The organism is Candidatus Latescibacterota bacterium, from assembly GCA_019038625.1.
In the GTDB taxonomy this organism is placed as follows: Bacteria; Krumholzibacteriota; Krumholzibacteriia; order Krumholzibacteriales; family Krumholzibacteriaceae; genus JAGLYV01.
The window spans coordinates 1-17,640 of record JAHOYU010000083.1 but is presented as its reverse complement, the minus strand read 5'-3'; the positions used below and the strand labels follow the sequence as shown (position 1 = coordinate 17,640).

General features: G+C 52.1%; 11 protein-coding genes. 9 read left to right on the top strand and 2 right to left on the bottom strand.

The window, feature by feature from the left end:
* Positions 1 to 1,867: T9SS type A sorting domain-containing protein (locus KOO63_06320; GenBank protein MBU8921419.1), on the top strand; the 1,867-nt coding region annotated here is incomplete at its 5' end.
* A gap of 133 nt (positions 1,868 to 2,000) precedes the next feature.
* Positions 2,001 to 4,910, top strand: a complete 2,910-nt coding sequence (locus KOO63_06315) for a protein kinase (GenBank protein MBU8921418.1) — start codon at positions 2,001 to 2,003, stop codon at positions 4,908 to 4,910.
* A gap of 55 nt (positions 4,911 to 4,965) precedes the next feature.
* Here the strand turns inward: KOO63_06315 and KOO63_06310 are convergent, their stop codons facing one another.
* A complete protein-coding gene (locus tag KOO63_06310; GenBank protein MBU8921417.1) occupies positions 4,966 to 8,286 on the bottom strand; it encodes a SpoIIE family protein phosphatase in 3,321 nt (1,106 codons plus the stop codon).
* Positions 8,287 to 8,359: 73 nt separating this feature from the next.
* Positions 8,360 to 10,192, bottom strand: coding sequence for a TonB-dependent receptor (locus tag KOO63_06305; protein ID MBU8921416.1), 1,833 nt, complete (start codon positions 10,190 to 10,192; stop codon positions 8,360 to 8,362).
* 226 nt (positions 10,193 to 10,418) lie between these two features.
* On the opposite strand from KOO63_06305, the gene yedF reads away from it, so the two are divergent.
* The 7 genes from yedF to KOO63_06270 all read left to right on the top strand — a co-directional run bounded on the left by yedF (position 10,419) and on the right by KOO63_06270 (position 17,216).
* Positions 10,419 to 11,021, top strand: a complete 603-nt coding sequence (yedF, locus tag KOO63_06300; GenBank protein MBU8921415.1) for a sulfurtransferase-like selenium metabolism protein YedF — start codon at positions 10,419 to 10,421, stop codon at positions 11,019 to 11,021.
* 57 nt (positions 11,022 to 11,078) lie between these two features.
* The gene (gene selD, locus KOO63_06295) at positions 11,079 to 12,113 is read left to right on the top strand and encodes a selenide, water dikinase SelD (GenBank protein ID MBU8921414.1); all 1,035 of its coding nucleotides are present in this window, start codon (positions 11,079 to 11,081) and stop codon (positions 12,111 to 12,113) included.
* 178 nt (positions 12,114 to 12,291) lie between these two features.
* The gene (locus KOO63_06290) at positions 12,292 to 13,920 is read left to right on the top strand and encodes an FHA domain-containing protein (GenBank protein MBU8921413.1); all 1,629 of its coding nucleotides are present in this window, start codon (positions 12,292 to 12,294) and stop codon (positions 13,918 to 13,920) included.
* Positions 13,921 to 14,086: 166 nt separating this feature from the next.
* Complete coding sequence (locus tag KOO63_06285; GenBank protein MBU8921412.1) at positions 14,087 to 15,745, top strand: FHA domain-containing protein; 1,659 nt, start codon at positions 14,087 to 14,089, stop codon at positions 15,743 to 15,745.
* Positions 15,746 to 15,872: 127 nt separating this feature from the next.
* The gene (locus KOO63_06280; protein MBU8921411.1) at positions 15,873 to 16,259 is read left to right on the top strand and encodes a response regulator; all 387 of its coding nucleotides are present in this window, start codon (positions 15,873 to 15,875) and stop codon (positions 16,257 to 16,259) included.
* A 189-nt stretch (positions 16,260 to 16,448) separates the two neighbouring features.
* Positions 16,449 to 16,844, top strand: a complete 396-nt coding sequence (locus tag KOO63_06275) for an Rrf2 family transcriptional regulator (protein MBU8921410.1) — start codon at positions 16,449 to 16,451, stop codon at positions 16,842 to 16,844.
* Between the two features lie 102 nt (positions 16,845 to 16,946).
* Positions 16,947 to 17,216, top strand: a complete 270-nt coding sequence (locus KOO63_06270; GenBank protein MBU8921409.1) for a hypothetical protein — start codon at positions 16,947 to 16,949, stop codon at positions 17,214 to 17,216.
* The last annotated feature ends 424 nt before the right edge of the window (positions 17,217 to 17,640 follow it).

Genomic DNA, 17,640 nt, shown 5'->3' with positions numbered 1-17,640 from the left:
GTTGTGTCCGGACGGTTCGGGGGGCGCAATAGTCGCCTGGCGAGATACAAGGGACGGAAACGATGATGTATATGCCAGACATGTCGGAGCGAACGGAACTCTTTACTGGAACTACAACGGTATAGTCGTCTGCGATAATTCCTTCGGGCAATACGTGGCTTCGATTGTTCCCGACGGCAGCGGTGGCGCGATAATCGCATGGAAAGATATGCGCAATGGTATCAGGAACATTTACGCTCAAAGGGTCCTGGCTAGTAATGGCAGCAGCCAGTGGACAGCGAACGGTATTTCTATATGCTCCGCATTAATAGGCCAGGACAACACAATTGGAGTATCAGATGGAAGTGGCGGAGCGATCTTCACCTGGACGGATGAGAGGAACGGCAATTACGATGTCTACGCGCAGAGAGTCTCCAATGGCGGGACCATAGCATGGACTTTAGATGGGATCAGTATCTGCAATCAGTCGGGCTATGAATATACTCCTCAGTTGATCCTGACGGCAACCGGTAATGCCGTATGGGGCTGGCGTGATAACCGGTTTCCGGTCGAGCTGATCTACGCCCAGATGGTCGATCCTTCTGGAGCCGTTCAGTGGGCTACGAACGGCATCCCGGTGTCTGGCACCGATTCAGACATCGATTATTTCGACATATCCCCGGACAGGGAAGGCGGTGCGATCATCGCGTGGAACACCTATAACAGTGGAATAAGAGATATAAAGGCCCAGAGGGTAGAGCGTAATGGCTATTGGGGCTACCCCGCGCCACAGATCGCAGACATCCGTGACATCCCCGGCGACCAGGGCGGTTCGGTCGACCTCGCCTGGTACTCCAGCAGGCTCGATCCCTGGCCGGAGATGGGGATATCCCATTACACAGTCTGGCGGGCGATAGATCATCCCGACGCGATGCTGGCCGCTGATAATGGTCCGAGGATCATCCTTTCCGCTTCGGAGATCCCGTCGCTCGATGAGTTACGATCGGTTGAGAGACTCCCTCTGCTCAAGGTAGAACCGACACTCGAGGATCTGACCGCAGATCCGGCAAAGGATATCATCAGGATGGAGACTGTGGCCGGTTCCACATATTTCTGGAAGATGATCTCCGCGGTTGACGCCTATTATCTCGATTCATACTCTGAGGTCGCGGCGACCCTGTTCGATTCGACATCGGTCTCTGATGAATATCATTACTTCCAGGTCATCGCTCATACATCTACTCCGTCGATGTTCTGGATATCGGAATCTGACAGCGGCTACTCGGTCGATAACCTTGCTCCCGTCGTACCTCTTGGTTTCGTCGGAGAGCAGTCGTACACACCGGAAGGTATTCAGCTGACCTGGGACAGTAACAGCGAGAGCGACCTGTCCGGTTACCGGATCTACAGGGGAACGACCGAGAGCTTTGAACCTGGCTCCGGCAACCTGCTGACCAGTATTCCCGATACAACCACTTTCGACGATACTTGGGTCTGGGAAGTCGGATATTACTACAAGCTCTCTGCTGTCGACATCCACGGCAACGAGAGCGGATACGTACTTCTCGCTCCGGCGGAGATCACCGGTGACGACCCCTCTCCCGCGCCACTGGCGACCTACCTCTCACAGAACTACCCCAACCCGTTCAACCCGACGACAAATATCAGGTTCGGGTTGATGGAGACGGGACATGTGTCGCTGAGGATCTACGACGCGGCGGGCAGGCTTGTAAGAGAAGTGATAGATGGTGACATTCCCGCAGGGCATTACAACGAGAACTGGGACGGACTGTCCACCGACGGCAGCAGGGCTGCCAGCGGTGTCTATTTCTACAGGCTCAGCACGAAGTCATTCACCGAGACGAAAAAGATGATCCTGCTCAGGTAGGACGGTCTCGGTTGAATTGCCCCGGGCGAACGGACCATTACCCGGGGCAATAATAATTCGTGCAAATTTCCAGCCATTTGCTGTAAAATAGCCGGGTTGCGTATGGGGCACTCGTAACCGGTGAGGCTCACCTTTGATAGGCAAGACTATATCTCATTACAAGATCCTCGAGAAGCTCGGTGAGGGCGGTATGGGCGTGGTGTACAAGGCCGAGGATACCCGGCTGATGCGCGTGGTGGCTCTGAAATTTCTTCCGCCAGCTATGACGAGTGATTCCGGGGCCAGGGAACGATTTATTCACGAGGCGAGAGCTGCTTCCGCTCTCGACCATCCCAATATCTGTAACATCCACGAGATAGACGAATCTGAAGACGGCAGGACATTTATCGTGATGGCCTGCTACGAGGGCGAAAATCTGAGGGAGATGCTGAACCGTAGTGTTCCCGAGCCGGACAGGGTACTCGATCTGATCCGCCAGGTAGCAGAGGGTCTCCGGGAGGCACACAGGAAGAACATAGTCCACAGAGACGTAAAACCTGCCAATATCGTAGTGACTTCCGATGGACTCGTAAAGATAATGGATTTTGGCCTGGCCAAGTTAAAGGGCGTCAGCCACCTGACAAGGGAGGGCTCGACCATCGGGACGACATCCTATATGTCTCCCGAACAGGCCCTGGGACATAAGGTCGATCACAGGACCGACATCTGGTCACTGGGAGTCGTCCTGTACGAGATGTTAACTGGCAGGACTCCCTTCCGGGGCGAATATGAGCCTGCGGTGATCTATTCGATAATCCATGAGGATCATGAGGCCCCCTCCCGGATAAGACCGGAACTTCCGGAAGGTATTGACGCCTTGATCCTTCGGGCACTGAGCAAGGATCCCGATAAGCGGTATCAGTCCATGGACGAGTTTCTTTTCGAACTCGACAGGATCATCTCTCCGGAATCTGATAGATCTTCGGTGGCTGGAGGAGACGGAAAGATCCTCTGGCTGCTGAAAAAACCTATTGTCGGCATCCCTGTCCTTCTTTTGGTATGTCTGCTTGCTTTGCTGGCAGGCAATAGTATTCGAAAAGCACGCGAGGCCCAAAAGGCGAGAAATGAGCTCCTGCCAGCCATTATGGACCTGGTGGAAAACGATCGTTACTACGATGCCTGGGAAACAGCTCTGGACGCGCGCGAGATCCTCACTGATGACCCCGTTCTGGAATCGCTCTGGTCTGAGATGACCACCAGTGCGGCGATAGTGACATTCCCTCCCGGAGCTGAAGTCTCTATCAGAGATTATGCGGTTCCGGATGCCGAGTGGCATTCTCTGGGAGTGACTCCGATGGACATGGCCTTTCTCCCACAGGGATTTTTCCGATGGAAGATCGAGAAGGAGGGATTCATCCCCCTGGAAGTCGGGCTTCCGAGCGACAGGGATACTTTCGAATTCCGGATGGACAAGGCTGGCTCGCTTCCCGAAGGGATGGTGAGGATACCTGGCGGAAAGGGTGGTGACTGGATGCCCGGGTTTGGTCGCCTGACGACACCGGTGCTCCCCTCCTTTCTGGCCGACAGGCATGAAGTCACTAACCACCAGTTCAAAGCGTTCGTGGACGCGGGAGGATACGAACGCGGGGAATTCTGGAAGCAGCCCTTCGTTTTGGACGGTCGTTCGATTCCGTGGGATGAGGCGATAGAGATGTTCCGTGACAGGACCGGCAGACCCGGACCAGCGGGATGGGAGATGAGTGATTATCCGGATGGCAGGGCAGACTATCCCGTGAGCGGAGTAAGCTGGTTCGAGGCTGCCGCCTTTGCTGAATTCGCGGGCAAATCGCTTCCGACTTTGTTTCACTGGGTCTATGTCGCTTCGGTCAAGGCCAGCGCCCAGATCATACCACTATCCAATTTCGGCAGGGATGGCATAGCACAGGCAGGAAGCCATCACGGTACGGGGCATTTCGGGCTTGAGGATATTGCCGGCAACGTCAGTGAATGGTGTTTCAATACCACCGCGGAGGACCGATACATCATGGGCGGTTGCTGGAGCGCGCCGCAGTATCAGTTCAACTTCCCGGAGACAAGGTCACCTTTCGACAGATCCGAATGCAATGGATTCCGATGTATAAAGCAGCTCGGTGATGAAGAGCCACCAGGGGAGGTCTGGGATGAGGTCACCTTCAGGCCAGCCCGTGATTATGAAAAAGAGGAGCCTGTCTCGGGGGAGATACTTGACGCTCTCTGCAGCATTTATCAATACAAAAAAACTGACATGAACGAGAAGGTGGAATTCAGGGACGATACGGGAGAGGACTGGGCGATCGAAAAGATCTCTTATGATCTGCCGTATGGCGGGGAAAGGATGGTCGCGTATCTCTTCCTTCCAGTAGGGGCATCCCCTCCATATCAGGTAATCGTCCTTTTTCCCGGTTCCTACGCGATGGATATGGACTCGAGTGAAAACGGCAGAAACCTTAACACCTTCGACTTCGTCGACTTTGTCATCAAGAGCGGCAGAGCTGTACTCTGTCCTGTATATCAGTCGACCTATGAAAGAAGGGACGGTTACAGTTTCTACAATCCCCTGAGTACAAATTCAGACCATTCCCAACATATAATTATGTGGAGAAAGGATCTTTCCCGGTCGGTCGACTATCTTGAGACACGTGACGATATCGATATGGAAAAGCTCGCCTACTTCGGCAGCAGCTGGGGAGGCTGGCTGGCTCCCGTTTATCTCGGACAGGACGATCGTTTCAGTGTCGCTGTTCTCAGGCTTGTGGGATTGCCGACCTTTGAGATACTCCCCGCTTTCAGTCCATTCAACTTTCTGTCCCGGGTCAGGATACCGGTCCTGATGATGAACGGCCGGTACGATTACACCTTCCCCTACGAGAGTTCCCAGCTGCCCTTTTTCGAAAATCTGGCGACAGGCGTCGAGGATAAAAAGCTCGTATTGTTTCCGACATCACACAGCATATCAGGACACAGGAACGAGATGATCCGCGAGACCCTCGACTGGCTGGATAAATACCTCGGCCCGGTCGATTGAGAATGCAGGCAGGTTATCTAAAGGGAAAAATTCATCACGGGATCATATCAGTGGATCATGTCGATTTCACGACTATCAGGGTCATGTCATCGTACTGTCGGGTCCCGCCGGCGAACGCCAGGACATCATTGACGATCCTGTCCTTGATCTCGCAGGCCGAAAGTAATCTCGTATCCAGATCATTCAGGAAGAATTCCAGAGTCTTCGTCTCGTAGAACTCGTCCCTGCTGTTCTTGGTATCGGGCACTCCGTCTGAGTACAGGACCAGTACGTCTCCAGGATTGAGCTGCATCTTCTTTTCGGGATATATCGTATCCTCGAATACTCCCAGGGGAACGTGGGATTCCTCTGAATCCAGTGTTTTAACGGCTCCGCCCGATTTCAGTAAGGGGTGGTCGAATCCGGCATTGGAGAAGACAATTTCTTTGTTTCGAGTATCGAGAGAGGCAAGGAACAGGGTAGTGAACATCGTCGCTTCGGTCTTGAGGAATATGGGACTGTTGAGATCTGTCATTATCCTGGCTATCGATTCCGATTCCCTCGCTTTGGAAAAAAGCATCCCGTTTGACATGACCGCTATCATCGCCGCTTTCATTGCCTTTCCAGATACATCGCCTATCGCAATTCCGAATCGTGTGTGGCCAGAATCAAGCCAGATATAATCGTAGAAATCACCGCCTACTTCATTGGCGGGGATGCAGATACCGGAGATATCATATCCTTCGACCTTAGGGTCGGACTGGGGCATGATCGACATCTGCGCAAGGTGTGCCGCCTGGAGCTCGGCTGAATTACGCACATTCTTCAATCTCCACCGGTACAGGAAAAAGCCCAGGCTCAGGATGATCAGGATGGCCAGCGCCCTGAACCATGTCGTCTGCCAGAAGGGAGGAGTTATCCTTATCATTATAGAGACGCCTTTTTCATTCCAGACGCCGTCGTTATTGGAACCTTTTACGCAGAAAATATACTTTCCGGAGGCGAGGGTAGTGTATGTTGCGGAGCGCTTGCTCGAATCAGTATAGACCCAGTCCTCGTCCAGTCCTTTCATCCTGTAGGCGTACATGTTCTTGGCAGGTGCGGTGTAGTCGAGCGCGGAGAATTCGAACGAGAACATATAGTCTTTGTGTGAGAGGAGAAGCTTGGTCATCTCAGAAATGGATTTGTCGAAACTGACCTCTTTGTTCAGGATGCTGAGAGAGGTGATAACGATGGGGGGTACGTATGGATTATCCTCGATCTTGTCTGGATAGAACGAATTAAAGCCGCTTATTCCTCCAAAAAACATTTCCCCGGATCGGCTTATGTAAAACGAGCCGCCGTTGAACTCATTGCTCTGGAGTCCGTCCATTTCTGTGTAGTTCTTGAATGTCTTTGTCCGAGAGTCGAATCTGGACAGTCCGAAATTTGTGCTGAGCCAGAGATTGCCGTGGTCATCCTCGAGTGCGCCGTAGATCGAGTTGTTCGGCAGGCCGTCATCCATGGAGTAGTGCTTGAACTTGCCGGTGACCGGGTCGAATCCATCGAGGCCTCCGCCCATCGTTCCTATCCACAGGGTACCCTTTTTGTCCTCATGAATCGAAAAGACGAAATCGTGGCTTATAGTGTTGACATCGTCCGGGTCCGAGTGGAAGTGTTGAAATGACCCATTCTCCCGGTCGAATAGATTCATGCCTCCGCCCTGTGTCCCGATCCAGAAATCGCCCCTGCTGTCCTCGAAAGTGAATCTGATGAAGTTGTTACTGATGCTTGCCGGATCATCGGGGGTCGATATGTAGCGAGTGAAGATACCAGTGTCCCTGTCGAGCTTGTTCAATCCTCCGCCGTATGTGCCGACCCAGATGTATCCGGCCATGTCTTCGTAAATAGATCTGATTTCGTCATGGCTGATGCTGCCTGGATCATCAGGGTCATGCCGGTAGTTGGTGAAACGTCCTGTGGCTCGATCGAACCTGTCGACTCCACCTCCATGAGTCCCGATCCAGAGAATCCCCGCATGGTCAAGATAGACCACCCTCACGATATTGCTGCTGAGGCTTCCCGGGTCGTCGGGATCATGAACGTAATGTGTGTATTGGCATTTGCGACGGTCCAATCTGTTCAACCCGCCAGCGTGGGTGCCGATCCAGAGTATCCCTTCCTTGTCTTCGACCATAGACCAGACGATATCATCACTCAGGCTGTTGGGATTGTTTGGGTCGGGTCTGTACAGGTTGAATTTTTTTCTTTTCCTGTTGAACCTGTTTGTGCCTCCTCCATAAGTGCCGAGCCAGATGACGCCGGAACGGTCCTCGTAGATATCATAGATCTCGTCGTAACTGATGCTTGTCAAGTCGTTCGGATCGGTCACGTTATGAATGAAACTACCCAGGTCCCTGTCGAAGAGGTCGAGTCCTCCTCCATTTGTGCCGATCCAGAGCATGGTGTCGGGATCTTCGTAAATGGCGAAGACCTGGTTGTGGTTCAGGCTCTGGGGGTCGTCAGGGTCATTTACATATCGGGTGAAGGACTCGGTGGCAGGGTCGAACCTGTTCAATCCTCCCCCTATTGTACCTATCCAGATGATCCCGGCCATGTCTTCGCAGATCGCTCTTACTGAATTGTTGCCCAGGGAGAAGGGATCCGAAGGGTCATTGATATATTGCGTGTATTCGCTTTTGTCGGCATTGAATTTTATAAGTCCGTTTCCGTCTGTCCCGATCCAAAGGTTGCCGAGGTGGTCCTCCCTGATCTCGAGGATCTCGATTTCTTCGTTTTCGGTCCTGCTCTCAAGATCGGTAAGGTATCTGGAGAAATTGTCAGAGTCCCTGACATAACGGTTGAGCCCGTCAGCGGTGCCGATCCAGAGGTCGCCGGAACGGTCCTCGTGAATGACGCTTATATAATCATGGCTGATGCTGAGAGGGTCATCGAGATCATTCATATAAAGTTTGAAATCACCTGTGTTCGGATCATGCCTGTTGAGGCCAGCGTGGAAAGTACCCACCCATATGAATCCGTATCTGTCTTCTGCCAGCGAGAGGATATGGTTATAACTGAGACTGTTCTGATCGTCGGGATCATGCCGGAGTATAGTGAAGGTATAACCGTCATACTTGTTCAGTCCGTCTTCGGTCCCGAACCACATGAATCCCTTTTTGTCCTGGATCACTCGCTCTACGATGCTCTGGGACAGGCCCTCGTCGATCGAGATCTCTTCGAATTGAAGCCTGTTGATCTGAGCGCAGAGCCGCGATCCTGTTCCTGAGGACAATAACAACGCGAGGATCATTATTGCCAGCACAGGACTATTCGTGACTCTGGAACTGAATCTTTTTATGGAATTTGCTCTTCCCGCAGAACCTGATCTGTTGGAAAGAATCTCTGGTTCGTTCATTTTCTTTACACCCCCGCAACTACCATAGATACGATTTGTAGTGAGGTCAAGTTTCGATTTAAATGCCTGATATTCAAAACTGGACGGTCAGGCCCATCATGATCCGCCTTCCCGGCCCCGGTACGAACAGATAATCTCCGTCAGTGTTATCTGTGATGTTCATCAGATCAAGGTAGATAAAATATTCCCCGGTCCGCCATCCGGTCCTGAGATCGACGAGGAATCTCTCTCTGAATCCGCATCGCTCCTCGTATCCGATGACCCATCCCTGGGAGATGCCGATCTTCGGCAGTCCGTACCTGACCCGCAGAACAATATGGTTTTTAAGGTGGTTGATAGCATATGACGATACGACACCTTCGAGGTCCGCGGAAGAATCTATCCATGTATAGCTCAGGTCGATATCGTCTATGACGAGCAGGGGGAAGGGGCTGATATCCCGCCACCTGACACGGCACTCGATGCCTCTCGTCTCGGTACTGGCGATATTCCTGCTCCGCCACATTTCATCTGATCCGCTCTTCACCCAGTCTATGATCGAATCGCTGTCGCGGTAGAACCAGGAGATGCTTCCAGACAGGAGCCGGCCGGTACGTGAAATGCCTGTCTCGAAATTCCATGACTTTTCGGGAAGAAGATCGGGATTTCCTTCGTGTTCAGGATCGTTGTAGTAGAGTTCCGTGTATGTTGGAAGGCGGAAGGCCGATCCGGTGGAGGCGAACAGTTTTCCGGACCGCCCGAGCTTGTATCCCGCGTCGATTCCCGGCCATGCTTTCCAGCCCATGTTGTCATAGTGATGGGCCGAAAGGCCGAGGGAGAGGTCGATCCTGTCTCCGGTATGCGGCAGATGCTCGATGAACAACCCTGTCCGGGACCGGTCGTGGTCGCCTAGCTTGTTGCTCCTTATCATGTCCGCGCTGTATTCCCCTCCGAGGATGATATGACCCGCGGGCGAGTCGATATCGATCTGTAGTTCACTACCATATACTTCGGTCGTATGAAAATTCTCGTACAACTCGGGATTGTCACGGTCCCATATATAATGATCCTTATGGCGTCTGTAGAAGAGACGGGGATTGACGAGGATGTCTCCTCTTCTCACCGACAGCCCTGTTTTCAGGTACGTCGTCTCGGTCTCTTCCCATTGGCGGGTGGAGGACGATCCGTAGAATCCGTTCGCTCCGAACTTCCTTCTGTTGTACCCGGTGGTCAGGTCGATCTCTGTCTGTTCCGGGCCGTATCTTCCGTAGTAGGACACGTTCCTGTCGTCATACTCGGTACTTTCCCTGTATCCGTCCGAGAATCGGCCGGAAAGCGATAGCCTGTGGAAGCTCCGGTCAGAACTCGAAAAAATGGAAATACTTCCGTCGCGGGTATCGTTTTCTCCGTAACCGGCGGATAGTCTCACACGGTGTTCCGAGCTTTTCCTTGTGATAATATTGATTATCCCGCCGAACGCGTTAGGTCCGTATATGCTGGAGCCCTGGCCCTTCAACACCTCTATTCTCTCCACATCGGCGAGGGCCACCGGCAGATCGAGGTTGTGGTGCCCCGTCTGGGGGTCGATCAGCTTGACTCCGTCCAGCAGCACAAGTGTCTGCTCGAACGAAGCGCCGCGAATAAACAGATCTGCCCTGATCCCTCCGGCACCCTGCTGCCTGAGATCGATTCCGGCGGCATACTCCAGCAGTTCCTGGATGCTGTTAACCGGGGCATTCTCGATATCCTCGCGATCTATCAGGACGATGCTCCTCGAGATATCTGAAAACACTCTTGGGACCCTGCTTGCCGTCACGACGATCTCTTCCTCCATCGTATATGAGGGAATGTCGTCCTGCGCGTACAGACAGGACCACGGGCCAGCAAGGACAAGAAGTGAGATTGAAATGATCGACAGATATCTCATATTCTACTTTTACTCCCGAATGTCTAAGGGCTCTTTCAACAATGCGTCAGGACTCTTTCAACCAGCCCAAAATACAGGTTCACTCACCCCAAGTAAATCACTTTCAGTGATACCTTGTTAGCCGGTGATTAAAAGATTACATTTACAAGAAGAAACCCCTGAATGAGATAGCGATACGGGAAAACAGGATCGTGGAATATCAGACAGACAGATAGAGAGGTCACGGATGAAGGAAGTAGATGCCAGGGGCCGGTCTTGCCCTGAGCCATTGATAATGACCAGAAAGGGCCTCACCGGAATCGGCCTGAACGAGAAGATGAGAGTTCTTATCGACAACGAGACATCGAAGATCAATGTCGAAAGATTCCTGAAGGATAACGGAATGGAAGTCACATTCACGGAAAAGGACGGGGTCTTCGAACTTACAGTGATAAAATCGAAAGAGGATATGACCTCGACAAAAGTGGAGGAATACTGTGTCCTGCCGACCGAAAGGATCGGGAATTATTCCTTCGTCTTCAAGACCAGCCGGGTGGCCGACGACGAACTTGGCGAGATCCTTACGGCGGGGTTCTTCGGCACGATCGGGGAGCTGGACCTGCTGCCCCGGAAGATCATCCTGTATCACAAGGGGATAGACCTCGCGCTGGACGATTCACCAGTAGTGAATAACCTGAAAGATCTCGAGGCCATGGGAGTCGAAGTCGTCTTGTGTGGGACCTGTGTCGATCATTATGAAGTAAAGGAACGCGTTGCTGCGGGGAAGATCTCGAATGCGTACGATATTCTCACAGCTCTGGCCGAAGCGGACCATCTCGTTTATCCCTGAGTTGAGCAATGAAATGGTAGAAAGAAGCAGAGAGATCCTGGAAGGAAACATAGAAGTATGAGTTTTGATCTTTTGACCACGGTGGAATACGGAGGATGTTCGGCCAAGCTTCCTGCCCGCAAACTGAGCCGGATCCTCGACAGTCTCCCGCGCCCCGAACATCCCGACCTTCTTGTGGGAATAGATACTTCTGACGATGCCGGTGTTTACAGGATCTCTGCCGATCTGGCTCTTATTCAGACGACTGATTTCTTTCCGCCGATCTGCTCGGACGCCTATGAGTTCGGACAGATCGCCGCGGCAAACGCGCTGAGCGATGTCTACGCCATGGGTGGTGAACCGCTCACAGCCCTGAACATCATCATGTTTCCCGACAACGAGATCCCGATGGAGGTCTACAGGAATATTCTGCTTGGCGGACATGACAAGGTCACCGAGGCAGGCGCTGTCATTGTCGGCGGCCATACTTTGAGCGATTCGCCGCCAAAATACGGACTTTCCGTCACCGGGAAAGTACATCCGGACCGAATGATCACGAACGACCGGGCGAAACAGGATGATGTGCTGATACTCACGAAACCGATCGGTACAGGCGTGATATGCGCGGGCCACAGGCTGAATCTCGATGAGGAGAGAAGTTACAGGTCGGCGCTGGAGAATATGAAACAACTGAACCGGGCGGCAGCAGAGATGATGCAGAAATATGATGTAAGATGCGCGACAGACATAACAGGATTCGGCCTGCTTGGACACGCGACACAGCTTGCAAGGGCAAGCGGCGTGACCCTGGAGATCGAAAGCGGGAGTGTCCCTCTGTTGAACGGTGCGTACAGTTTGACCGAAAGCGGGTGCATTCCGGGGGCTGCTTTCAGGAACCAGGAATACGCTGAACCTTCCTGCAGTTTCAAGTCTGCCGACTACAACCTGAAGATGCTGATGTACGACGCGCAGACATCCGGCGGTATCCTCATGGCCGCGCCACCTTCGGCTGCTGGGCAGATAATCGATGAGTTGAAGGATGGAGAGTGTCCACATGTCGCAGTGGTAGGCAGGGTAGTATCAAAGCAGTCCAGCGCGATCGTGTGCGGGTAATCGGTTGAAAAGATCATGGACTTCGGGAGCGTCACGCTCGATTTAATCACTTGACCACTTGTCTTTGGGCTGGATTTGCGGTACTCTTCAGGGCTTCATACGGGGAGCACTATTCTATCTTCTGCCGCTGGCTTCTTTTGCGGGAAGCTCAGGCGGTGGGCATTATGGGCGTGAAAAAATGTCCGAAATAGAACTTGTCATTTTGGGAGAAGATGAGCAGAGGGAGATTACTCTTGTACCTGAAGGCATGACTATTGGTCGTGGTGAGAACTGCGACATTGTGCTGAATGGCAAAATGATATCGAGGCTTCACGCAAGGATCTTTCAAGATCCATTCGGCCGGTGGATCATCAAGGACATGAACAGCAGGCACGGAGTGTTCGTCGATGAGCAGAAGGTCAAATCGCAAGTTGTGAAATCCAACCAGGAAATATCTATCGGCTCTTTTCTTCTGACGTTGTGGGAGCCGGTCGATCGGGCGCTGATTTCAAGTAAGTATGCTCGGGCGGCTATCAGGGTAAAGGATGAAGGAGATGGTGAGCATTTCGTTTCTTTCGGGGACAAGGAAACTCCGATCCTTTCCCCGGATCTCGCGAAGCATCTGAACGAATTTACGGTGGGCCTGCGTGAATTACGCAATCCCCCGGAGCTATACACCGAGGCCTGTCTGCGTCTTTCCGGGATGTTAAATGCCTTTGTCGCGATAGTACGGGTGCCTGACAGATCAAGGCCGATTCCTGAGAGGCCGGATATACTCGTATGTTATTGGAGTGGGACCGAGACTGAGACGAAACTGACCCTTTCGCGGCGCGTACTCGAAGCGGTGAGGACAGAAGATACACTGGTGATGACGAGTAGTTCGCATTCCTCCGGTGGGAATGCCGAGCCAGCCGACGTTCCGAGACCCCATTTCGTATTCGGGGCACGGGTGAACGAGATGGACGACTATGTCGATCTGTTTTATCTGGACATCACGGAACTTGAATCGCCGAAGGAGATGTTCTGTTTTATCGAAGCAGCGGTGCGGCAGATCGATAATACGCAAAAGAAGCTTTTTTGTAAGGATCTGCATAAGAAAAGGCAGGAACTCAGGGAGTCCAAAGCACAACTGAAGGAAAATGACCGGATAATGGATGAATATATATCCCGCGTCACCCACGACATCAAGGGTCACCTGGCTGCGATCCAGAGCTGCCTCTTTGTGGCTTCCAGCGAGAAATCGGGACCCCTGACCGAAAAGCAGGCCGATTTTTTGAATAGAGCGGTGAAACGAAATGAAAAACTAACTGCATTTGTGAGAGAACTGCTCAACCTGACTCTGGTGAAGCTGTGTGGGCAGATGGACAGGAACGAATTTTCTCTCCCCGATTCCATCGCCGTTGTATTTGAGACAGTCGGCCATAAAGCAGAGGAGAAGTCGATCACCCTGACACGCAATGTCGATTCGTCCGTCCGGAATATGACCGGGAACGAGTTCTCCATCAGAGAGATGATGGTCAACCTTCTCTTCAATGCGATAAAGTACACACCGGCGGGAAAGACTGTCCATCTGGAGGTGATAGTACAGGAAGACAGCGTGAGGCTCGATTTTTCTGATACAGGTATAGGCATCCCCGAAGATGAAGTCGAGCGTGTGTTTGACGAGTTTTTCAGGGGCACTAACGCGAAGGAAAAAGTCAGCGATGGAACGGGGCTGGGCCTTTCGATAGTAAAGCAGATCGTGGAGAGGCATGGCGGTGATATATCGGTGAAAAGCATTGAAGGCAAAGGGTCTACTTTCACAGTCATCCTGCCGGTCTGTTGGTGATCAGGATATCAATTATTCGTAAATGAACCCACCCGGCCCGATCACAAATAACTATTTAATCACTTAAGTACTTGCCTCTCTACTGGATTTAAGGTATCCTCTCCCTCTTCGTGAGGGGAGTATTTTTCTATCTTTCTGCTGCAGGCACTTCTCGCTGGAAGCTGGTTTGGCAGATATCCCGGGCGTGAGAAAAATGTCTAATACAGAACTCAGTATTTCAGGACAGGGAGAGCAGAGGAAGATTACGCTCATACCGAAAGGCATGACGATAGGTCGCGGGGAGAACTGCGATGTCGTGCTGGATCATAAGATGGTGTCGAGGCTTCACGCGAGGATCTTCCAGGACCCATTCGGTCGCTGGATCATCGAGGACATGGACAGCAACAACGGTGTATATATCGACGACAAGAAGGTAAAGGCGCAGGCTGTCTCTTCCAACCAGAAGATATTCATCGGATCTTTCCTTCTGACTCTGATCGAATCGGCGGAGCAGGAGTTAAGGTCCGGCACTTCCGTTCGTTCGGCACTGACGATGCTGGACGGGGAGGCGCATGAGGATATTGTCTCTTTCAAGGACGACGAGGTTGCGATCCTGTCGCCCGATCTGATGCAGCACCTCAACCAATTCACGGTTGGCCTGCTCGAACTGCGTAGTCCATCGGGGCTTTACTCGGAAGCCTGTCTGCGTCTCTCCGAGGTGCTCAATACCCTTGTCGCGATAGTACGTTTGCCAGGAAAGTCCCGACCGATGCCCGAGATACCTGATATCCTGGCCTGCCATTTTGGAGGGAATGAGACAGAGACGAACCTGACCCTTTCGCGGCGCGTACTCGATGCGGTAAGGACAGGTGATAAACCGGTGATGGCTAGCAGCTGGCCCGCCTCCAGTGGGAATGTCGAACTGACTATCATCGATTCACAGAGGCCTCACCTTGTATTCGGGGCGCGGGTGAACGACACGGGCGAAAACATCGATGTACTCTACATCGATATCCTTGAGCTCAAATCGCCGAAGGAGATGTTCTTCTTCGCTGAAGCGGCTGCACGTCAGATCGATTTTATGCAGAAGAATCTTTTCTATATAGAACTTCAGAAGAAAGAACAGGCACTCAGGGAGGCGAACGAGCAACTCAAGGAAAAGGACCGGATAAAGGACGAATATGTCTCCCGCGTCACACACGATATCAAGGGACACCTGGCGGCGATCCAGAGCTGCCTCTTCGTTGCCGCCAGCGAGAAATCGGGGCCACTGAATGAAAAGCAGTCCGATTTCCTGAAAAGAGCGGTGACGCGGAACGAGAAACTTACAGCATTTGTGCGAGAGCTGCTCAATCTTACCCAGATGAGGCTGAGCGGACACATTGAGACCAAAGAGTTCTCTCTGGTCGATTCCATCTCTGGCGCAATCGAGACGGTCGGCCGCAAGGCGGAGGACAAGTCGATAACCCTGACATCCAGAGTCGCCGAGGTGGTCGGAAATATGACCGGCGACGAGTTCTCCATCAACGAGATGATAACCAACCTTCTGTTCAATGCGATCAAGTATACGCCAGAGGGAAAGACTGTCCACCTGGAGGCGGCAGTTCAGGATAACAGAGTGAGGCTCGATTTTACCGATACGGGAATCGGCATTCCGGAAGGTGAGGTCGAGCATGTGTTCGACGAATTTTTCCGGGCCACCAACGCGAAGAAGAGCGCGAACGAGGGAACGGGGTTGGGACTGTCGATCGTAAAACAGATCGTGGAGAGGCATGGGGGAAATCTTTCTGTGAAAAGCAGGGAAGGCGAAGGTTCTACATTCACCGTTATGATGCCGGTATTGTAATAAAGGTCTCGTGATAAATTGTTGATTTTGAAAAAGGGAATCTGGTAGGATGCTGAAGCGTATGGAATGGTTATCCACTAAAAACCGGATTCGATCTGGAACTTGTTTCAACCATGTGAGGTAGAGAATGGCAAAGGTAAAGATCCTGGTGACAGACGACGATAAGGATATACGTGATTCACTGCAGGCCATCCTTGAAGGTGAGGATTACGAGGTCGTGACAGCTGCGGACAAGATCGAGGGTTGGGAGAAGATAAGGGCGGAAAAACCCGACCTCATGATCCTGGATGTCATGATGACGACCTGGCAGGATGGGTTCGAGATGGCCCGGGAACTGAAAAACGATCCGGAATACAGCGGCATCCCTATCCTGATGCTTACTGGAGTCAAGGAACAGACCGGTATCGATTTCAAGTCGTCAGCCGGTAACGATGAATGGAATCCTGTCGAAGCTTTTCTGGAGAAACCGATCCAGCCGGATGTGCTTTTGGCAGAGATAAAGAAACTTCTCTAGAGCCTGAGGGTCCTGGGAAAAGGCCACAAAACCTGAGATCATCGATATACGGAATATTCCCTACAGTACGGGAAGATAGATTAAAAGCCCATGGCGAATGCCACGGGCTTTTTATATGAGGGATTTCACTAAAGTATTCAGTATTCCGGACGAACTTCCTAGTTGTTACTAGGAACCTGTGAGGAGACCATGCATTTATCTGCACAAACCCGATACGGAACTCGCGCTCTTATCGATCTGGCCAGTGAACGACAGGATGGTCCGATCTCAGTCGCAAGCATCGCCAGGCGACAGGATCTTTCCGTGAAGTTCCTCGAGCAGATCATGTCCCGCCTGAAGGCAACGAGCCTGGTCCGGGTGGTCAGGGGACGGGGCTACTCACTGGCAAGGGACCCGCGAGATATTTCCCTCAATGACATCTTGCAGGCCCTGGAAGTGTCAGAAAAGGTGGTTCACTGTCTTGAGCCAGGGAAAGACTGTTCTCGTGAGGAATGTTGTCCGACTCGCAGGATCTGGCAGGGCCTCGACCGTGTGGTCAGTGACTATCTGGCCGAGTTTACTCTGGCGGACCTGGTAGCCGGTTAATCGGGTGGTGAACCCTGTCACTGACGATCCACTGATCGTGCCTGTTGATGTAGTGGCAGGAGAGGAGTCTCATCCAACACGCTCTATGGAAGGAGAAAGTTAATGAAGGAGAATTGCTGGGAAGTCATGGATTGTGGTCGTGAGCCGGGTGGAGCAAAGGAAAAGGATCTTGGTGTATGTGCTGCCGCGACAAACTTCACACACAATGGCAAGAACGGTGGCAAGGGAGCCGGACGCTATTGCTGGAAGGTCGCTGGCACCCTGTGCGGAGGCAAGGTTCAGGGCTCGTTCGTGGATAAGATGGCCAATTGTTCCATGTGCAAGTTCTTTCAGCAGGTCAAGACAGAAGAAGCAACCGTCTTCCAGGCCTGATACGGAATCATGATGGCACATTCAATATCGACTTCGATCATTGGTGTGCCATCTTTTCATTATTACCGCGTTTAGCTTGATAGCCTGTCTTCGGCAGGTTAGCAGGCAGCCTGCATTGACTTTTAACCGATAATCTCGCTCTTTCGGCTTCAGGTTATCTACGAGTATTTTCGTTAATTTCGGCAATAATCTCAACTCCTGACAGGGGGCCTGAAGGATATTCAGGGCACTCCGGGGGCACCATAACCTGTTGTTAATAATGAGTATACGCCCATTTCGGGAACAGTCAAGTCCTTATAACATTTTATATCGCCGTAAGTTGCGTAAAATCAGGCATATTTCTCATCATTACAAAGAGTTTTCAGGCCTCCTGTTTTACACGCAGGGGGTCACTGGTTCGAGTCCAGTATTGCCCACCACTTAT